The sequence below is a fragment of the Streptomyces sp. DSM 41931 genome, assembly GCF_050271085.1.
In the GTDB taxonomy this organism is placed as follows: Bacteria; Actinomycetota; Actinomycetes; order Streptomycetales; family Streptomycetaceae; genus Streptomyces; species Streptomyces albogriseolus.
In genome coordinates, this window is record NZ_CP189902.1 from 858585 (window position 1) to 875342 (window position 16758).

The following is a 16758-nucleotide window of genomic DNA, read 5'->3' on the forward strand; positions in this document are numbered from 1 at the left end:
CCGCGGTCAGGACGCCTGGCGCTCCGGGCCGTGGTGTATCTCGACACCGCCGAAGTCGCCGAAGGTCAGGCGGCAGGTGTCCGCGCGGTACGTGGCCACCGAGAGCGCGGCGGTGCGGCTGCGGGCGATGTAGCGGGTGGTGACGACGAGGACGGGGGCGCCGGGCAGGCGGTCCAGTTCCTTCGACTCGTCCGCGCCGGCCGAGCCGAGCTCCACCGCGTTCTCCTGGCGCTCCAGCTCCAGGCGCTGCAGTTCGCGCAGCACCGCACGGGCGCGCGCCGCGCCGGACGGGGCGTCGATGCCGGAGAGGTCGGGCACCGAGGCGGCCGGGACGTACAGCAGCTCGGACGCGACGGGCTGGCCGCGGGAGACGCGGGAGCGGCGCACGATGTGCACGGCCTCGTCGCTGCCGGTCACCAGGGGCTCGGCGAGGGCGGGGGGCGGCACCTCGAGCCGGCAGTCCACGGCGTGCCACGCGTCGTCCGGGCCGCCGGGCCAGGCGTGCTGCTCGCTGCCGACGGAGACGCCCATGCGCGGCGGGGCGACGGTGGTGCCCACCCCGCGGCGGCGCTGCAGCCGGCCTTCCAGCTCGAGCTGTTCCAGGGCCTGCCGGAGCGTGGCGCGCGCGACACCGAAGCGGGCGGCCAGGTCGCGCTCGTTGGGCAGGATCTCGCCCACGGAGAACTCCGAGTCCAGCGCCTCGCTGAGCACGGTCTTCAGATGCCAGTACTTCGGTTCCGGCACCGATTCCAGCTGCGTGGTCCCCACCCTGTCCTCCACGATCGCCGTGTCCGGCGGCGTTTTAGCGCCCTTGTTTATTAAAGGTTGTTTCACTTCTCTGCGACCATAGGGCGGCCACGGGACTTGGTCAATACCAATCGGCGGTGCGGCGGGGGCCCTTACGGGATGGGCGGAACGCGCCTACGGGAGCGCGGCGAGGGCGGCCAGCTTGTCGGGGTTGCGGACCACGTAGACCGTGCGGATCCGGTCCCCGTCGGCGTCGATCTGCACGACCGTGTCGGGCTTCCCGCCGGACAGCACGAGCAGGGCGGGCCCGCCGTTGAGCTCGATCATGCGGACGGACGCGTCCGGCAGCCCCTTGACGGCCACACCGACGAAGAAGCGGCCCACGTGGTCGGCGCCGTCCAGGACCCGCAGCGGGGCGCGCGCCTTGCCGCCGCTGTCGCCGACGAGCCGGACGTCCGGGGCGAGCAGCTCCATCAGGCCCGCCAGGTCTCCCCCGGCGGCGGCGTCCAGGAAGCGTTCGGTGAGGTCGCGGCGGCGGGCGGGGTCGACGTCGTAACGGGGGCGCCGTTCGTCGACGTGGCGGCGGGCGCGGGCGGCGAGCTGGCGCACGGCCGCCTCGCCGCGGTCGAGCATGGCCGCGATGTCGGCGTACGGGTAGCCGAACGCCTCCCGCAGCACGAACACCGCGCGCTCCAGCGGGGAGAGCGTCTCCAGGACGACGAGCACCGCGAGGGACACGGAGTCGGCGAGCACCGCCCGCTCGGCGGTGTCCGTCACGGTGTCGCCGAAGTCGGTGGCGCAGGGCTCGGGCAGCCAGGGGCCGACGTAGGTCTCGCCGCGTGCCTTGATCTGCCGGAGCCGGTCGACGGCGAGGCGGGTGGTGATCCGCACCAGGAAGCCGCGCGGCTCGCGCACGGCGGTCCGGTCGCCGCCGGACCAGCGCAGCCACGCGTCCTGGACGACGTCCTCGGCGTCGGCCACCCGCCCCAGCATGCGGTAGGCGACGCCCATGAGCACGGGCCGGTGTTCCTCGAAGAGCTCGGTCGCGGTGTCGGCGGTCACGAGGTCATCCCAGCGGACGGGTGCGGGTGTGTCCAGGCGGCGCCGGGGCCTCGAGGGCGGTGGGCGGCGTGATGGGCTACCCGTCGGTAGTAATTGCTGACAAGCTGTCTACGACGTCGGGCGACGTCCCTTTCCGTGAGTCCGTTCCGCGCGTCCGAACGAGGAGCACCTCATGTCCGCGACCGTCACCTACCGGGTCACCTCTCCGCGAGGCCCGCAGTCCGTGACCCTGTCCTACGCACGCGTGGGGCGCGGGGAACCGCTGCTCCTGCTGCACGGCATCGGTCACCACCGGCAGGCATGGGACCCGGTCGTGGACATCCTGGCCACCGAGCGCGAGGTGATCGCCGTGGACCTGCCCGGCTTCGGCGCCTCGCCCGCCCTGCCCGACGGCCTCGACCACGACCTGGCCACCATGACCGCCGCGCTCGGCGGCCTGTGCGAGGCGCTGGAGCTGGACCGGCCGCACGTCGCCGGCAACTCCCTGGGCGGGCTGCTCGCCCTGGAGATGGGGCGGGCGCGGCTGGTGCGGTCGGTGACGGCGCTGTCCCCCGCCGGGTTCTGGACGCCGGCCGAACGGCGGTACGCGTTCGCCGTGCTGTCCGCCATGCGGGGGATCGCGGAGCGGATGCCGGCGCGGGTGGTCGAGGGGCTGGCCCGGTCCGCGGTCGGGCGGTCCGTGCTGACCAGTACGATCTACGCCCGGCCCGGGCGGCGTGCGCCGGAGGCGGTGGTCGCCGAGACGCGCGCGCTGGCCGAGGCGACCGGGTTCGCCCGGACGCTGCGGGCGGGCGGGTCCGTGCGGTTCACGGAGGACGTGCGGGGTGTTCCGGTGACGGTGGCGTGGGGGGCTCGGGACCGTCTGCTGATTCCGCGGCAGGGGGTGCGGGCGAAGCAGATCATTCCGCGGGCGCGGTTGGTTCGGTTGCCGGGGTGCGGGCATGTGCCGATGAATGACGATCCGGCGTTGGTGGCGCGGGTTCTGCTGGACGGGAGTCGCTAGGCCGGTTCTTCACCGCGGCCCGGTGAGGGGCTTGTCGCGCAGTTCCCCGCGCCCCTCCGGGCGTGTTGTTCATCCGGCGTTTCCATGGTCGGCGTAGGTGTGGGGTGCACACCTACCGACCTACGGAGGCGTACTCATGGCACACCGTCTGCTGCCCGGCCGTCGCTCCCTGCTGAAGGGGTCGCTCGCCGTCTCGGCGGGGCTGGCCCTGCCCGCGTTCACCCGGTCGGGGCGCCCCGCGGCCGAGTGGGGCGTTCAGACCGGCGACGTCACCCGTGACTCCGCGCTGGTGTGGGTGCGGTCGGACCGGCCTGCGCGGATGATCGTCGAGACCTCGGCCACGGAGTCGTTCCGCGACGTACGCCGGATGCGGGGCCCCTTGATCGGCCCCGGCACCGACTTCACCGGCACCACCCGGCTGCGCGGGCTGCCGCCGGGCGAGCAGATCCACTACCGGGTGCTGCTCGCCGATCCCGACGACCCGCGCCGTACGAGCGCGCCGGTCGCCGGCGCCTTCCGTACCGTGCCGGACCGGCGGCGGGACGGGGTGCGGTTCGTGTGGTCGGGCGACCTGGCCGGGCAGGGCTGGGGCATCAACCTGGAATTCGGCGGCTACCGCATCTTCGACGCGATGGCCCGGCTCGACCCGGACTTCTGCCTGTTCAGCGGGGACACCGTCTACGCCGACGGGCCCATCGCGGCGTCCGCGGAACTGCCGGACGGCAGCCTCTGGCGGAACATCACCACCGAGGAGAAGTCCAAGGTCGCGGAGAGCCTCGCGGAGTTCCGCGGCGCCTTCCGCTACAACCTGCTGGACGAGCACCTGCGCCGGTTCAACGCCCGCGTCCCGTCGATCGTGCAGTGGGACGACCACGAGGTGCGCAACAACTGGTACCCGGGACAGCGGATCGCGGACACCGACACCCGGTACACCGAGAAGAGCGTCGACGTGCTGGCGGCCCGCGCCCGGCGGGCGTTCGGGGAGTACTTCCCCGTGTCGACGCCGCGGCCCGGCGCCCGGGAGGGGCGCGTCCACCGGGTGGTGCGGCAAGGCCCGCTGCTCGACGTCTTCGTGCTGGACATGCGGACGTACCGGAACGCCAACTCGCCCGGCGACCAGACCGTCGACCCGCAGGGCATCCTGGGCCGGGAGCAACTGGACTGGCTGAAGCGGGAGCTGGCGCGGTCGCGGGCGGTGTGGAAGGTGATCGCCGCCGACATGCCGATCGGCCTGGTCGTGCCCGACACCACCGAGGGCCGCCCGCACGTCGAGGCGGTGGCGCAGGGCGATCCGGGGGCGCCGCTGGGGCGCGAGCTGCAGATCGCGGAGCTGCTGCGGTTCATCAAGCACCGGAGGATCACCGGGACGGTGTGGCTGACGGCCGACGTGCACCACACCTCGGCGCAGCACTACCAGCCCGCGCGGGCCGCGTTCGGCGATTTCGAGCCGTTCTGGGAGTTCGTCTCGGGGCCGCTCAACGCGGGCGCGTTCCCGGCCACGGAGCTGGACGCGACGTTCGGTCCGGAGCGGGTGTGGGTGAAGGCGCCCACCACCGCCAACGTCTCCCCCGCCGGCGGGTACCAGTTCTTCGGCGAGGTGGAGATCGACGGCGGCAGCGGCGAACTGACCGTGCGGCTGCGGGAGATGGACGGCACGGTGCTGTTCAGAAAGACACTGCAGCCGGGCCTCGTCGGCCAGTAACGCAGCATTTCGGACAGAAGCGGGCTTAACCCGTCAGTCACAGTACGTTCGTGATCACGAAACACGATTCCTTCACAGTGACGGTATGAGTCGAGACATGTTTGACGTGACGAACGACCGTGACGGAGGGCGCACGCCCCGCTGGAACCCGCTCGCCCGTGCCGCGCGCTGCGGGGAGGCGCTGCACGCATGGCGGACACGCCGCCACGGCCACGCGCCGCCGGCACACGATACCGGCGGCGCTCCGCCGTCGCCCGAGCCGGCAGCGGTCGAGAGCGCGCTGTGGCGGATGCGGACGACGGTGCGGGACGAGCCGGGCGCGCTGGCGGCCCTGTGCACGGCGCTGGCCGAGCGGCGGGTCGACATCCTGAGCCTCCAGACGCACCCGCTGGGCGCGCACACCGTCGACGAGTTCCTGCTGCGTGTGCCGGCCGGCACGGACCTCGCCGCGGCGGTGACCGCGGGCGGGGGCACGGACACCTGGGCCGAGCGGGCCGACGCCCACGACCTGGTGGACGGCCCGACGCGGATGCTGGGGCTGGCCGCCCGCACCGCGACGGACGCCGCCGAACTGCCTCTGGTGCTGCGCCAGTTGCTGGGGCGTTGCACGATCCGCTCCCAGCCCGCCGCGGCGGCCGGCGCCGGAGCGGCGGCCGTGCCGCCGGAGGGCGTCCTGGAGGACACCGTCATCCGGCTGCGCGACCCTGAGGGCGGCGTCCTCACGGTGGAGCGGCCGTATCTGCCGTTCACCCCCACGGAGTTCGCCCGTGCCCGGGCGCTGGTGGAGCTGGACGCCCGGCTCGGTCCGCGGATGCCGCGCGGCCGTGACCTGCTGACGCTGTCCGAGGGCGGTCACGTCTCCGTGCGCCGCGCGGACACCGCCGACCTGGACGCGGCGCGGGCAATGCACGAGCGGTGCTCCGCCGAGACGCTGCGGCGCCGCTACCACGGCCCGGTCGGTGACGCGAGCCGCTACCTCAACCACCTGCTCAGCCCGCGCTTCGGCCGCACGCTCGCCGCGCAGACCGCGTCCGGCGACATCGTCGCCCTCGGCCACCTGCTGTGGGACGGCGACGAGACCGAGGTGGCGCTGATCGTCGAGGACGCGTGGCAGCGGCGGGGCATCGGCGCGGAACTGCTGTCCCGGCTGGTGGGCATGGCGGTCGAGGCGGACTGCGCCCATGTGTACGCCGTGACGCAGGCGTCCAACACGGGCATGGTCGCCGCGATGCGGGGCCTGGGCCTCCCCCTCGACTACCAGGTCGAGGAGGGCACCCTCGTCATCACCGCCCGCCTGACCCCCACCCCGGCCGCCCGCACCCCGGAGACCGGCGGGAGGGTCGCCCGCCACTGACCCGACGACGGAGAACAGCCCGGCACGCAGCGCGTGCCGGGCCGTCCCCGTCCATGGGCGGTCCGTCAGCCCTGGGCCATGGCCTCTGTCCGGGCCGGGTGCGCGGACGGCGTGCCCAGGGCCTGGTCGAGGTCCGCCCAGAGGTCCTCGACGTCCTCCAGACCGACCGAGAGGCGAAGCAAGCGGTCGGAGACGCCCGCGTCCCTGCGGTCGTCGGCGTCGACGATGCGGTGGCTGATGGACGCCGGGTGCTGGATCAGGGAGTCCACGCTGCCGAGGCTCACCGCCGGGGTGATCAGGCGGACGCCGGCGATCACCGCGTGCGGGTCGCCGTGCACCTCGAAGGCGACCATCGCGCCGCCGATGCTCGGGTAGTGCACCCGGGCCACGCGCGGGTCCGCGGTGAGGCGGGCCGCGAGTGCGGCGGCGTTCGCGGACGCCGCCCGTACCCGGACCGGCAGCGTCGACAGGCCGCGCAGCAGCAGGTAGCCGGCCAGCGGATGCAGCACCCCGCCGGTGGCGAACCGCACCTGCCGCAGCCGCCCGGCGAACTCCTCGTCGCAGGCGACCACACCGGCCAGCACGTCGCCGTGCCCGCCGAGGTACTTGGTGGCGCTGTGCAGCACCAGCCGCGCCCCCTGCTCGACGGGACGCTGCAGCACCGGCGTGGCGAAGGTGTTGTCGACGAGCAGCGGCACGGAGCCGCAGGCGTGGGCGACGGCCCGCAGGTCGATCTCGGCGAGCGTGGGGTTGGCGGGCGACTCCACCAGCACCAGTCCGGTGTCCGGGCGGAGCGCGTCGGCGACCCCGGCCGGGTCGGTCCAGGTGACCTCGGAGCCGAGCAACCCGGCGGTCAGCAGATGGTCGCTGCACCCGTACAGCGGGCGTACGGCGACGACGTGCCGCAGCCCCATGGAGCCGCGGACCAGCAGGACGGCGCTGAGCGCGGCCATGCCGCTGGCGAAGGCGACCGCCGACTCGGTGCCCTCCAGACGGGCGAGCGCGGTCTCGAAGCGTGCGACGGTCGGGTTGCCGAGCCGCCCGTAGACCGGCGGGCCGTCCGGTTCGGCGCCGGTGGTGGCGAAGGCGTCGATGCGCGCGGCCTCGGCCCGGCTGTCGTAGGAGGGATAGGTGGTGGACAGGTCGATCGGCGGGGCGTGCAGTCCGAGTCCGGCGAGATCGTCCCGGCCGGCGTGCACGGCCTCGGTGGCGAGTGCTCTGGTGGTGCGTCGCGTGTCCATGCCGTTGTCCATGGCGCACAGGGTGAACACCGGCCGGTTCTGTACGGCCGGATCCCGTGCTACGTTCGGCCGATGGCCGAATCTGTCGCACTCGATCCGGTGGACCTCCATCTGCTGCGGCTGTTGCAGAACGACGCCCGGACCACGTACCGGGACCTCGCCGCGCAGGTCGGGGTCGCACCGTCGACCTGCCTGGACCGGGTGACCCGCCTGCGCCGCTCGGGCGTGATCCTCGGGCACCGCCTGCGGCTGGACCCGGCGAAGCTCGGCCGGGGTCTGCAGGCGCTGCTGTCGGTACAGGTGAGACCGCACCGGCGGGAGCTGGTGGGGCCGTTCGTGGAGCGGATCCGGGCGCTGCCGGAGTCGCTGACGGTGTTCCATCTGACCGGCCCGGACGACTATCTGGTGCATGTCGCGGTCGCGGACATGGCGGATCTGCAGCGGCTGGTGCTGGACGAGTTCACCGCCCGGCGGGAGGTGGCGCGGGTGGAGACGCGGCTGATCTTCCAGCAGTGGGACTGCGGTCCGGTCATGCCGCCTTCGCCCTCGGCTCAATCCGCGTGACGTGCGGGGGACGCCGTACCAGGATGGTCCGCATGTCACCAACCAACAGCGCGCTTCCCCGTCAGGTCGCCGACGCCTATGTCGACGAGCTCATCGCCCTCGATCCGATCACCGGGACGTACCTCGGCGTCGAAGGGAGTTCCTCCCGGCTGCCCGATCTCTCGCCCGCCGGTCAGGAGGCGGTCGCCGACCTGCTCCGGGCGACCCTCGCGCGGCTCGACGAGGCCGAGCGCCTGCCCGGCGCGGACAGCGACGCCGAACGCCGCTGCGCCCGGCTGCTGCGGGAGCGGCTGACCGCCGAACTGGCGGTGCACGAGGCCGACGAGCATCTGCGCGCGGTGGGCAACCTGGGCACGGTCGCGCACGCGGTGCGCGAGGTGTTCACGGTGACCCCGGCGGAGACGGAGGAGGACTGGCGGGCGATCGCGGAGCGGCTGCGCGCGGTCCCGGCCGCGCTGGCCGGGTACCGGGAGTCGCTGGCGCTGGGCCTGGAACGCAAGCTGTACGCCGGGCCGCGCCCCACGCGGACGTTCGTCGGGCAGCTCGGCGAGTGGGCGGACACCGGCGAGGGCCGCGGCTGGTTCGAGGACTTCGCCGCCGCGGGCCCCGACGCGCTGCGCGCGGAGCTGGACGAGGCCGCCCGCGCGGCGACCGCCGCCGTGGCGGAACTGCGGGACTGGCTGCGGGACGTGTACGCCCCGGCGGTCGAGGGCGCGCCGGACACGGTGGGGCGGGAGCGCTACGCCCGCTGGTCGCGCTACTACAACGGCACCGACCTGGACCTGGACGAGGCGTACGCGTACGGCTGGTCCGAGTACTTCCGGCTGCTGGGCGAGATGAGGAAGGAGGCCGAGAAGATCCTGCCGGGGGCCGGGACCCCGTGGGTGGCGCTGGCCCACCTCGACGAGCACGGCCGGCACATCGAGGGCGTGGACGAGGTCCGCGACTGGCTGCAGGGCCTGATGGACCAGGCGATCGACGCCCTGGACGGCACGCACTTCGACCTGGCCGAGCGGGTGCGGAAGGTGGAGTCGCGGATCGCCCCGGCGGGCAGCGCGGCGGCGCCGTACTACACGCCGCCGTCGGAGGACTTCTCCCGGCCGGGCTGCACCTGGCTGCCCACGATGGGCATGACCCGCTTTCCGGTCTACGACCTGGTGTCCACCTGGTACCACGAGGGCGTCCCCGGCCATCACCTCCAGCTGGCGCAGTGGGTGCACGTGGCGGAGACCCTCTCCCGCTACCAGGCCACCGTCGGCATGGTCAGCGCCAACTGCGAGGGCTGGGCGCTGTACGCGGAGCGGCTGATGGACGAGCTGGGCTTCCTCACGGACGCGGAGCAGCGGCTCGGGTACCTGGACGCGCAGATGATGCGGGCGACCCGGGTCATCGTCGACATCGGCATGCACCTGGAGCTGGAGATCCCCGCGGACTCGCCGTTCCACCCGGGTGAGCGGTGGACGCCGGAGCTGGCGCAGGAGTTCTTCGGCGCGCACAGCAGCCGCCCGGCGGACTTCGTGGAGAGCGAGCTGACCCGCTATCTCACGATTCCCGGCCAGGCCATCGGCTACAAGCTCGGCGAGCGGGCCTGGCTGCTGGGCCGGGAGAAGGCCCGCGAGCGGCACGGCGACGCCTTCGACCTGAAGGCCTGGCACATGGCCGCGCTGTCCCAGGGGTCGCTGGGCCTGGACGACCTGGTGGACGAACTGGCGGCGCTGTAGGGCGGGTTCAGCGCCTGAAGCCACCCTCGGAGTCGATGACCTGACCGGTGATCCAGCCCGCCTCGTCGGTGGCCAGCCACGCGAGGAGGCGGGCCGGGTCGTCGGGCATGCCCCAGCGCCCGGCGGGGAAGCGGGCGGCGATCGCGTCGTAGACCTCGCCGGTCAGGTAGTCGGTGTCCACGGGGCCGGGGTTGACGGTGTTCACGGTGACCGCGTGGTCGGCCAGCGCGGTCGCCAGGGAGCGGGTGACCGAGGCCAGGGCGCCCTTCTGGAGGGCGTAGGCGATCTCGCCGGGCATGCCGCCGGCGATGTCCTGCCCGGACGTCATCATCAGCACGCGTCCGCCGGGGGTGCCGGGCGGGAGCGCGGCGCGGTGCCGGGCGTGGGCCTGGACCAGCAGCAGCACGGAGCGGGCGTCGACGGCCCAGTGCGCGTCGAGCATGGCGGCGTCGACGGTGTCGAGGTCGCCGTCGGAGCCGCTGAGGGCGTGGTTGGCGACGAGGACGTCGAGGCGTCCGCCGAGCGCCTCGACGGCGCGGGCGTGCAGAGCGGCCGGTTCCGCCGGGTCGCTCAGGTCGCCGGGTCCGGCGAGCACGCGCGCGCCGGGGTCGCCGAGCGCCTCGCGTACGGAGGCGGTGACGTCGTCGATCCGGTCGGCGCCCCAGGGCATCGCGGCGTCGTGCGCCACATGGTGGTGCAGGTAGACGCTCGCGCCGTACGCGGCCAGCCTGCGGGCCACGGCGTGTCCGATGCCGCCGCGCCGGCTCGCTCCGGTCACCAGGGCGGTGCGGCCCCGCAGCGGCAGGGGGTCACGGCGGAGTTCCTCGGGCGGGGGCGGGGGAAGCTTCGGCATGATCCCCATGATGGGCCGCGTGACCGGCCCGGGCACGCGAATAAGGGCGCCCGGCTCAGGGCAGCGGCCGGAGCTGCACCAGGACCAGCCAGGTCTCCGGGCCGGGGGTGACCTGCGCGGCGCGCACGGCGTAGCGGCCGGCGCCGAGGGCGAGGCGGGTGTGGTCGGTGCCGGTGGCCTGGGCGCCGGGCCAGGCCGCGTCGAACAGGACGACCGGGCCGGGCACCTTCCACTGTGTCTCCTGCTGCCACCGCGCGCCGGCGAGCGCGGCGGGGACGCTCGCCAGCAGGTCGTCCTCCGTGTGTCCGGCGACCCAGCGGACGAGGAGGGAGTGCTCGGGGAGGTAGGCCGTCGCGGCGGGTTCGTCGCCCAGGACGAGGGCGGCGGCGTCGCCGACCGGGAGGAGCCCGACGAGTCCGTCGACCTCGCAGGCCCGGTCGTAGTCCGAGGCGAACTCCTCGCCGTCGGCTCCCGTCCAGAACGGCAGCACCGTCTCCGGCACCGCGACGAGCGGCCCGCCGCCCGTCTCCACCCACTCGACCGTCCCCGGCTCCGCGTATCGCTCCATGGCGGAGAAACCTATCGGCTCGATCCCCTTACCGGACGGGCGGGTTCAGCATCCGCACGCGCCACCGTCCACGACGGTGGTCAGCGGGTCGGCGGCCCGGCGCTCACGGCCCCCCGGCGTCGCGTACGCGTAGCCCTCGCGCACCCAGTACTCGAACCCGCCGAGCATCTCCTTGACGCGGTACCCGAGTTCGGCGAGGGCGAGCGCGGCGCGGGCGGCCCCGTCGCAGCCGGGTCCCCAGCAGTACGTCACGACCGGCACGGCCGGATCGAGGAGGTCCGCGGCCCGCTCGGCGATCCGCGCGGTGGGCAGGTGCAGGGCGCCGGGCACATGGCCCTGGTCCCAGGCCTCGGACGCCCGGGAGTCCACCAGGACGAATCCGGGGTCGCCGCCGGACGCGAGCGCGGCGGCCACGTCGGAGACGTCGGTGTACAGGGCGAGGCTCGCGCGGAAGTGCGCGGCGGCCACGGCCGGGGACGCGGGGGCGACCCGCAGGACGGTGTTCACGGTGGTCGTCGTCATGACAGAGAAACTACGGGCGCGGGCGGCGGTCCTGAAGGGACGAAACCCGGTGCGGGGCTTGCCCCGCCGGGGATTTCCCTGCTACTTCTCGGCGATGACCGTGTATTCCCCGGACGCCACCGACTGGCGCATCCTCGATGTCCTCCAGAGGGACGGACGCGCCAGCTACGCCGAACTCGCCCGCGCCGTGTCGATGTCCGCGAGCGCGGTCACCGAGCGGGTGCGACGGCTGGAGGAGGCCGGGATCATCCAGGGCTACGCGGCGGTGGTGGACCCGGAGCGGATCGGGCTGCCGGTCCTGGCGTTCGTCCGGCTGCGCTACCCGACCGGCAACTACAAGCCGTTCCACGACCTCGTCGCCGCCACGCCGGAGATCCTGGAGGCGCACCATGTGACGGGCGACGACTGCTTCGTCCTGAAGGTGGCCGCGCGGTCGATGCGGCATCTGGAGGAGGTGTCGGGACGGATCGGCGCGCTCGGTTCGGTGACCACCAGCGTGGTCTACTCCTCGCCGCTGCCGCGCCGTCCCGTGGGGCGGTGACCCGGCCGCCCCGTCAGGTCCCGCGCTGCCGCAGCCGGGAGCCGGAGCGGTCCTTCTCGACCTCCAGCTGGGCGTGTATGCGGCGGCGCAGGTCGGGGACGTGGCTGACGATGCCGACGCTGCGGTCGCGTTCGCGCAGCGAGTCCAGGACGTCGAGCACCTCGTCGAGGGTCTGGTCGTCGAGGCTGCCGAAGCCCTCGTCGATGAAGAGCGTGTCCAGCCGCACTCCGCCCGCCTCGTCGGTCACCACGTCGGCGAGGCCGAGCGCGAGGGCGAGGGAGGCGAAGAAGGTCTCGCCGCCGGAGAGGGTGGCTGTGTCGCGCTCCCGGCCGGTCCAGGCGTCCACGACGTGCAGCCCGAGGCCGCTGCGGCCGCGGCCGGTGCGGTCGTCGGAGTGGACGAGGGTGTAGCGGCCGGACGACATGCGGCGCAGCCGGACGGTCGCGGCGGCGGCGACCTGCTCCAGGCGCGCGGCGAGCACGTACGACTCCAGGCGCATCCGGCGTTCGTTCTCCGCCGAGGTGCCGGCGGTGAGGGCGGCCATGCGGGCCACCCGGTCGTACTCCTCGCGCAGCGGTCCGAGCCGGCGCACGGAGGCGGCGGCGCGGGCGGAGAGCCGGTCGAGTTCGGCGCAGCGGCGGGCGGCGGCGTCGCGCGCGGAGGCGGCTTCGCGGACGGCGCGGTCGGCGTCCTCGGCGGCCCGCTGGGCGGCGGCGAGGTCCGCGGCGGGCTCGCGGGCGGCGGCCGCGGTCTCCGGTTCGGCGAGGACGGCGCGTACGGCGGCCTCCTCGTCGTGCCAGGCGTCGAGCCGTCGTTGCAGCTGCCGGTGGGCGTCGTCGTCGAGGAGGGCGTCGGCGGCGGCCCGCGGGGTGTCGAAGCCCGCGCGGAAGGCGGCGTCGGCGAGGCGGGCGTCGGCGTCCTTGAGTCGCCGGGCGGCCTCCTCGGCGGTGCGGGCTGCCCCGGCGGCGTCGGTGAGCAGCGCCGCCTGGCGTTCGAGCTGCCCGGCGCGTGCGGCGACACTGGGTGCGTTTCCGCGCGCCTGCGCCAACTCCTCTTCCAGTGCGGCGCGTTCGAGGTCGAGGCGCTCCCGGTGGCCGACGCGGGCGGCGGCGCGGACGGCCGCGTCGCGCTGGGCGGCGGTGCGCAGTTCGTGTTCGCGTTCGGCGGCGCGCAGCTCCTCCTGGGCGGCGTGCAGCGTGGAGGCGGCCTCCCGTGCCCGGGCGTACTCCCGCTCCGCCTCGTCGACTTCACGGGCGAGCTGCTCGGCCGGGGTGTCCCCGGCCCCGGCGCCGGCGGCGGCCAGCTCCTCCCGTACGGCGGCGAGGCGCCGGTCCGCCTCGGCGCGCCGGTCCTCGGCGTCCTGGTAGCCGGTGAGGGCGCGTTCCTCGGTCTCGCGGTCGACGTGTCCGGCGACCCTGCGGGCCGGGGCCGGGTGTTCGGTGGCGCCGCAGACCGCGCAGGGGGTGCCGTCGGTGAGGCCGGCGGCGAGTTCGGCGGCGATGCCGCCCAGCCGCTGTTCCTTGAGGTCGAGCCAGTGCTGCCGGGCGGCGAGGGCCTGTTCGCGGGCGGCGCCGGCCTGCTCGGCGGCGGTCTCGGCGTCCCGGATGAGCCGGTCGCGGGTGCGGGCGGCCTCCAGCCGGTGGCGGGCGGTGTCGCGCCGTGCCGCGAGCTCCCCGGCGCGGGTCGCGGCCTGCTGGGCGGTCGCGATGCGGTCCTGGAGGGCGGTGCGGGTGGCCTCCCAGTCGGCGAGCCAGGCCTCGGCGTCCTCGCGGACCTCCTCGTCGGCGCGTTCCTGGCGCTCCAGTCCGGCCCGCTCGTCGAGGAGTTCGGCGAGGCGGCGCTCCGCGCGGCGGGCCGACTCCAGTCCGCCCAGTTCCTCGGCGGCGCGGCGGGCCGCCGCGGCGAGCCCGTCCGGCCCGGCGTCCGATAGGGAGGCGGGGAGCAGGGCGCGGGCGCGCTCCTCGGCGGCGGCCGCGCGGCGGTGCTCGGCGTCGGCGGAGTCCCGCAGCTCCAGGGCGGGGGCGACGGTCTCGGCCTTGCGCGCCCGCTCCATGCGGGCCTGGTCCTCGTCGTGGGCGCCGGACCGCTCGCGCAGCCTCTCCGCCCGCTCCCGCGCCTCGGCGAACCGGCGTTGCAGCCGGTGCCGTTCGCGCGCCTCGTCCAGGGCGCGGCCCGCCCCGGCGCGGACGGACTCGGCGGTGGCGAGCCGGCAGTGGGCGGCGGTGAGCTGTTCGCGGGCGGTGCTGCGGGCGACGGCGGCCGCGGTGAGCACGGCGTCGGCGAGGCCGGGTTGGCCCGGTGACAGTTCGGGCAGTTCCATGGCGCCGCCCGCGGCCTGCTGCATGCGGTGGGCGTCGGCGAGCAGGTCGGCGTCGCCGTCGCGCACGCGGGCCTCGGCGGCGCGGCGGCGGTCGGCGAGGCGCTTCTCCACCTCGGCGAAGCGGTGGGTGTCGAACAGGCGGCCGAGCAGCTTGCCGCGGGCCTCGGCGTCGGCGCGCAGGAAGCGCGCGAAGTCGCCCTGCGGCAACAGCACCACCTGGCAGAACTGCTCCCGGCTCATGCCGAGCAGCTGGGTGACCTCCTCGCCGATCTCCTGGTGCGAGCGGCTCAGGTCCTTCCAGGCGCCGGTGGCGGCGTCGCGCTCCCGCAGCCAGGTCTGCGCCTTGTCGACGGTGGTGCCGGCGCCGCGCTTCTTCGGGCGCTCCCACGGCGGCTGCCGGGTGATCTCCAGGCGGCGTCCGGCGACGGTGAGTTCGAGGGTGACGGAGGTGCGGGTGGCGGGCGCGGCGTGGTCGCTGCGCAGGGTGGTGCCCTGGCCGCCCTGGCGGGCGCCGGGGACGGAGCCGTAGAGGGCGTAGCAGACGGCGTCCAGGACGGAGGTCTTGCCGGCGCCGGTGGGGCCGTGCAGCAGGAACAGCCCTGCGGCGGACAGGGCGTCGAAGTCGACGCTCTGGGTGGTGCCGAACGGCCCGAAGGCGGTGATGTCCAGGCGGTGCAGCCTCATCGGGCCACCTCCCGCGCGGCGTCGTCGGCGCGGACGGCGTCGAAGGCGTCCCGCAGCACGGTGCGCTCGTGCGGGTCTGGTCCGGCGCCGCGCACATGGGCGACGAAGTCCTCGGCGATCTGCTGGTCGTCGCGGCCGGCGAGGCGGCGGGCGTAGGACACGTCGGGGTCGTCCGGCGGCCGGTCGGGGTCGAAGACGAGGGCGAGGGTGTGCGGGAAGCGCTCGGCGAGCCGGGCCATGGGGTCGGCGGGGCGGACCGGGTCCGTGAGGGTCGCCTCGACCCACGCCTCCTCGTGCGGGGCGAGCGCCGGGTCGGCGAGCAGTTCCTCGAGGGTGCCGCGGAGGCGGGCGAGCGGGCGCGGCACGGGGCAGTCCACGCGCTCGGCGGTGACGCTCCCGTCGGCGGCCAGGTCGACCAGCCACATGGACTTGCGGTGCCCGGCCTCCGAGAAGGAGTACGGCAGCGGGGAACCGGAGTAGCGGACGCGGTCGGTGAGCGTCTGGCAGCCGTGCAGATGGCCGAGCGCCACGTAGTCGACGCCGTCGAACACGGCGGCGGGCACGGACGCGACGCCGCCGACGGCGATGTCCCGTTCGCTGTCGCTCGGTTCGCCGCCGGTGACGAAGGCGTGGGCGAGGACGACGGAGCGGGTGCCGGCCGGGCGGGCGGCGAGGTCGGCGCGCACCCGGTCCATGGCGGCGGCGAGGACCGTCTCGTGCCCGGCCCGCTCCACGCCGAACTCGTCCCGCACCAGGGCGGGCTCCAGGTAGGGCAGGCCGTAGAAGGCGACGTCCCCGTGCGCGTCGGGCAGCAGGACGGGGGTGCCGCACGCGGCGGGTTCGGTGCGCAGATGGATGCCGGCGCGGCCCATGAGTCCCGCGCCGACGCCGAGGCGGCGGGCCGAGTCGTGGTTCCCGGAGATCATCACCGTCGGCACGCCGAGGCCGGCCAGCCGGTGCAGCGCGTCGTCGAACAGCTCGACCGCGGCGAGCGGCGGCACCGCCCGGTCGTACACGTCCCCCGACACCACCACCGCGTCCACCTCGCGCTCGCGCACGGTGGAGACGAGGTGGCCGATGAACTCGGCCTGGGCGCCGAGCATGCCGACCCGGTGGAAGGACCGGCCGAGGTGCCAGTCGGACGTGTGCAGGAATCTCATGGTCCCGGCAGCGTATCGGGCGCCTCCGACAGCGCGGGCGGTTCCTCCCGTATCACCCGTCACGTCCCGGTCAGGCGTCCCCGTAGGCCTCCCCGCCCAGTTCGAGGCGGGCGGCGCCGGAGGTGGCGTCGGCGAGCCAGGCGCGGAAGGCGTCCACGTCGGCGTCGGGCAGGCCGATCTCGATCGTGACCTCCTCGCCGTAACGCACGTCACGCACCTCGCGGCCGGTCGAGCGCAGGTCGTTCTGCACCTTGCCGGCCCGTTGGTGGTCGACGGTCACGGTGGCCAGCCGGAAGCGGCGCCGGGTGCGGGTGCCGAGCGCGTCCAGGGCCTCGCCGACCGAGCCGCCGTAGGCGCGGATGAGGCCGCCCGCGCCGAGCTTCACGCCGCCGAAGTAGCGGGTGACGACGGCGACGACGTAGCGCATGTCGCGGCGCAGCAGCATCTGCAGCATGGGGGCGCCGGCGGTGCCGCCGGGCTCCCCGTCGTCACTGGCCTTCTGGACGGAGGCGTCCGCGCCGATGACGTACGCCCAGCAGTTGTGGGTGGCGTCGGCGTGCTCCTTGCGGACGGCGGCGATGAAGTCCTGCGCCTCCCGCTCGGTGGCCGCCGGGGCGAGGGCGCACAGGAAGCGGGAGCGGTTGATCTCGGTCTCGTGCACACCCGCGCGGGCCACGGTGCGGTACTCGTCCTGCATCCGGCCAGCCTATGCCGCC

The 16758-nt window shown here is 74.9% G+C and carries 15 protein-coding genes; 6 read left to right on the forward strand and 9 right to left on the reverse strand.

The window, feature by feature from the left end; genetic code table 11:
- Nucleotides 1-6: 6 nt before the first annotated feature.
- Nucleotides 7-768, reverse strand: coding sequence for a GntR family transcriptional regulator (locus ACP7TJ_RS04145; protein ID WP_427762159.1), 762 nt, complete (start codon nucleotides 766-768; stop codon nucleotides 7-9).
- A 153-nt stretch (nucleotides 769-921) separates the two neighbouring features.
- Entirely contained in the window at nucleotides 922-1809 is an 888-nt protein-coding gene (locus ACP7TJ_RS04150) for an RNA polymerase sigma-70 factor (protein ID WP_093765159.1), read from the reverse strand.
- A 172-nt stretch (nucleotides 1810-1981) separates the two neighbouring features.
- Here ACP7TJ_RS04150 and ACP7TJ_RS04155 point away from each other — a divergent pair, with 172 nt between their 5' ends.
- From ACP7TJ_RS04155 to ACP7TJ_RS04165, 3 genes are all read left to right on the forward strand, one after another.
- Nucleotides 1982-2812 (forward strand): alpha/beta fold hydrolase, encoded by an 831-nt coding sequence (locus tag ACP7TJ_RS04155; RefSeq protein WP_367460149.1) that lies wholly within the window; start codon nucleotides 1982-1984, stop codon nucleotides 2810-2812.
- A 136-nt stretch (nucleotides 2813-2948) separates the two neighbouring features.
- Nucleotides 2949-4514 carry an alkaline phosphatase D family protein gene (locus tag ACP7TJ_RS04160; protein ID WP_427762163.1) on the forward strand — a complete coding sequence of 522 codons (1566 nt, stop codon included), beginning with the start codon at nucleotides 2949-2951 and terminating at the stop codon, nucleotides 4512-4514.
- 97 nt (nucleotides 4515-4611) lie between these two features.
- Nucleotides 4612-5868, forward strand: a complete 1257-nt coding sequence (locus tag ACP7TJ_RS04165; RefSeq protein ID WP_427762165.1) for an N-acetyltransferase family protein — start codon at nucleotides 4612-4614, stop codon at nucleotides 5866-5868.
- Between the two features lie 65 nt (nucleotides 5869-5933).
- On the opposite strand, the gene ACP7TJ_RS04170 is transcribed toward ACP7TJ_RS04165, so the two are convergent.
- On the reverse strand, nucleotides 5934-7121 hold the full coding sequence (locus ACP7TJ_RS04170; RefSeq protein ID WP_376725003.1) for a trans-sulfuration enzyme family protein: 1188 nt from the start codon (nucleotides 7119-7121) through the stop codon (nucleotides 5934-5936).
- A 60-nt stretch (nucleotides 7122-7181) separates the two neighbouring features.
- On the opposite strand from ACP7TJ_RS04170, the gene ACP7TJ_RS04175 reads away from it, so the two are divergent.
- Both ACP7TJ_RS04175 and ACP7TJ_RS04180 read left to right on the forward strand, forming a co-directional pair.
- The gene (locus ACP7TJ_RS04175) at nucleotides 7182-7673 is read left to right on the forward strand and encodes an Lrp/AsnC family transcriptional regulator (RefSeq protein ID WP_093764957.1); all 492 of its coding nucleotides are present in this window, start codon (nucleotides 7182-7184) and stop codon (nucleotides 7671-7673) included.
- A gap of 32 nt (nucleotides 7674-7705) precedes the next feature.
- A complete protein-coding gene (locus ACP7TJ_RS04180) occupies nucleotides 7706-9394 on the forward strand; it encodes a DUF885 domain-containing protein (RefSeq protein WP_427762169.1) in 1689 nt (562 codons plus the stop codon).
- A gap of 7 nt (nucleotides 9395-9401) precedes the next feature.
- Here ACP7TJ_RS04180 and ACP7TJ_RS04185 read toward each other — a convergent pair whose 3' ends face one another.
- Genes ACP7TJ_RS04185 through ACP7TJ_RS04195 form a run of 3 tightly spaced genes read right to left on the reverse strand, consistent with a single transcriptional unit; the run spans nucleotide 9402 to nucleotide 11337 of the window.
- Nucleotides 9402-10247: an SDR family oxidoreductase gene (locus tag ACP7TJ_RS04185; protein ID WP_093764966.1), complete on the reverse strand. Its 846-nt coding sequence runs from the start codon at nucleotides 10245-10247 to the stop codon at nucleotides 9402-9404.
- 55 nt (nucleotides 10248-10302) lie between these two features.
- Nucleotides 10303-10815 carry an immunity 21 family protein gene (locus ACP7TJ_RS04190; protein ID WP_093764955.1) on the reverse strand — a complete coding sequence of 171 codons (513 nt, stop codon included), beginning with the start codon at nucleotides 10813-10815 and terminating at the stop codon, nucleotides 10303-10305.
- Between the two features lie 45 nt (nucleotides 10816-10860).
- The gene (locus ACP7TJ_RS04195) at nucleotides 10861-11337 is read right to left on the reverse strand and encodes a rhodanese-like domain-containing protein (RefSeq protein ID WP_167742504.1); all 477 of its coding nucleotides are present in this window, start codon (nucleotides 11335-11337) and stop codon (nucleotides 10861-10863) included.
- Nucleotides 11338-11431: 94 nt separating this feature from the next.
- Between ACP7TJ_RS04195 and ACP7TJ_RS04200 the strand changes: the two genes are divergently transcribed.
- Entirely contained in the window at nucleotides 11432-11878 is a 447-nt protein-coding gene (locus ACP7TJ_RS04200; RefSeq protein WP_167742505.1) for an Lrp/AsnC family transcriptional regulator, read from the forward strand.
- Between the two features lie 13 nt (nucleotides 11879-11891).
- On the opposite strand, the gene ACP7TJ_RS04205 is transcribed toward ACP7TJ_RS04200, so the two are convergent.
- From ACP7TJ_RS04205 to ACP7TJ_RS04215, 3 genes are all read right to left on the reverse strand, one after another.
- Nucleotides 11892-14882: an AAA family ATPase gene (locus ACP7TJ_RS04205; protein WP_427762174.1), complete on the reverse strand. Its 2991-nt coding sequence runs from the start codon at nucleotides 14880-14882 to the stop codon at nucleotides 11892-11894.
- Nucleotides 14879-16042: an exonuclease SbcCD subunit D gene (locus ACP7TJ_RS04210; RefSeq protein ID WP_167742507.1), complete on the reverse strand. Its 1164-nt coding sequence runs from the start codon at nucleotides 16040-16042 to the stop codon at nucleotides 14879-14881. Before ACP7TJ_RS04210 ends, ACP7TJ_RS04205 begins: the two co-directional genes overlap by 4 nt.
- Nucleotides 16043-16112: 70 nt before the next feature.
- Nucleotides 16113-16739, reverse strand: a complete 627-nt coding sequence (locus tag ACP7TJ_RS04215; protein WP_193459753.1) for a YigZ family protein — start codon at nucleotides 16737-16739, stop codon at nucleotides 16113-16115.
- Nucleotides 16740-16758 lie beyond the last annotated feature (19 nt).

Bases quoted from the DNA above. Each gene is read 5' to 3' on its own strand.
- ACP7TJ_RS04155 (WP_367460149.1), top strand. From the start codon at position 1,982: ATGTCCGCGACCGTCACCTACCGGGTCACCTCTCCGCGAGGCCCGCAG.
- ACP7TJ_RS04160 (WP_427762163.1), top strand. From the start codon at position 2,949: ATGGCACACCGTCTGCTGCCCGGCCGTCGCTCCCTGCTGAAGGGGTCG.
- ACP7TJ_RS04165 (WP_427762165.1), top strand. From the start codon at position 4,612: ATGTTTGACGTGACGAACGACCGTGACGGAGGGCGCACGCCCCGCTGG.
- ACP7TJ_RS04170 (WP_376725003.1), bottom strand. From the start codon at position 7,121: ATGGACAACGGCATGGACACGCGACGCACCACCAGAGCACTCGCCACC.
- ACP7TJ_RS04175 (WP_093764957.1), top strand. From the start codon at position 7,182: ATGGCCGAATCTGTCGCACTCGATCCGGTGGACCTCCATCTGCTGCGG.
- ACP7TJ_RS04180 (WP_427762169.1), top strand. From the start codon at position 7,706: ATGTCACCAACCAACAGCGCGCTTCCCCGTCAGGTCGCCGACGCCTAT.
- ACP7TJ_RS04185 (WP_093764966.1), bottom strand. From the start codon at position 10,247: ATGCCGAAGCTTCCCCCGCCCCCGCCCGAGGAACTCCGCCGTGACCCC.
- ACP7TJ_RS04190 (WP_093764955.1), bottom strand. From the start codon at position 10,815: ATGGAGCGATACGCGGAGCCGGGGACGGTCGAGTGGGTGGAGACGGGC.
- ACP7TJ_RS04195 (WP_167742504.1), bottom strand. From the start codon at position 11,337: ATGACGACGACCACCGTGAACACCGTCCTGCGGGTCGCCCCCGCGTCC.
- ACP7TJ_RS04200 (WP_167742505.1), top strand. From the start codon at position 11,432: ATGACCGTGTATTCCCCGGACGCCACCGACTGGCGCATCCTCGATGTC.
- ACP7TJ_RS04205 (WP_427762174.1), bottom strand. From the start codon at position 14,882: ATGAGGCTGCACCGCCTGGACATCACCGCCTTCGGGCCGTTCGGCACC.
- ACP7TJ_RS04210 (WP_167742507.1), bottom strand. From the start codon at position 16,042: ATGAGATTCCTGCACACGTCCGACTGGCACCTCGGCCGGTCCTTCCAC.
- ACP7TJ_RS04215 (WP_193459753.1), bottom strand. From the start codon at position 16,739: ATGCAGGACGAGTACCGCACCGTGGCCCGCGCGGGTGTGCACGAGACC.